At 48.9% G+C, this 659-nt stretch carries 1 pseudogene; it reads right to left on the bottom strand.

Going from position 1 to position 659, the window contains the following annotated elements:
- Positions 1-224: pseudogene (locus NCT03_RS33670) on the bottom strand (methyl-accepting chemotaxis protein); the annotation flags it as partial.
- Between the last annotated feature and the right edge of the window lie 435 nt (positions 225-659).

Below are 659 nucleotides of genomic sequence, written 5' to 3'. Positions count from 1 at the left end.
GTGACCAACACAATATTGCGCGCGGCGATGGCGCGTCGGTCGACCGCCGCGCGTAGTTGTGCGGCAACGTTTGCGCGAGCATTAACACCTTCCAAATAAGACTCGAATGCTTGTCGTGACTGATTGAGCGCGTAAATGGAGTTGATCGAAATACAGATCACTATGACAGTCAGAACAGAGAACGCACACGCCAGCTTACTTTTGACATTTAGATTGTGGAGCATCTTTTCTCTCAGGGAAAATACTTAATATAGGCGGTTATTTGCCACTTTCTCGCAATACGGCCCGCGGCCGTACCCGAATATGCTTAACGACCGATACCCTCTGAAGCTGATACTGAAAACTCGAAATTTGCTATTAGTTGAGCGATTTGTTGACAGTATTTCTTTCCGACAACATGTCCCTTTGCGTGCAATAGCAGATGCCGTCACGGGATGGCGACGCATTGGCTCAAGGAACCTGTGTTTCTCGCCGTTAAGCCGAAAGATATCGGAGGGTGCGTTCGTGCCGAATGACCCTTGTTTCCCACTCATGCATTTCGGAAAAAAGATGAAAAAAGGAACTTGGACAATCAAGGCAAAACTGGCCGCGTCATTCGGAACTCTGAGCCTGATCGTTCTTGTGATCGCTGGTATGGCCCTAAGCTCGCTTAACGATGC

Source organism: Caballeronia sp. GAWG1-1 (assembly GCF_023631465.1).
Taxonomy (GTDB): domain Bacteria; phylum Pseudomonadota; class Gammaproteobacteria; order Burkholderiales; family Burkholderiaceae; genus Caballeronia.
This window is presented reverse-complemented; position numbering and strand designations above follow the sequence as displayed.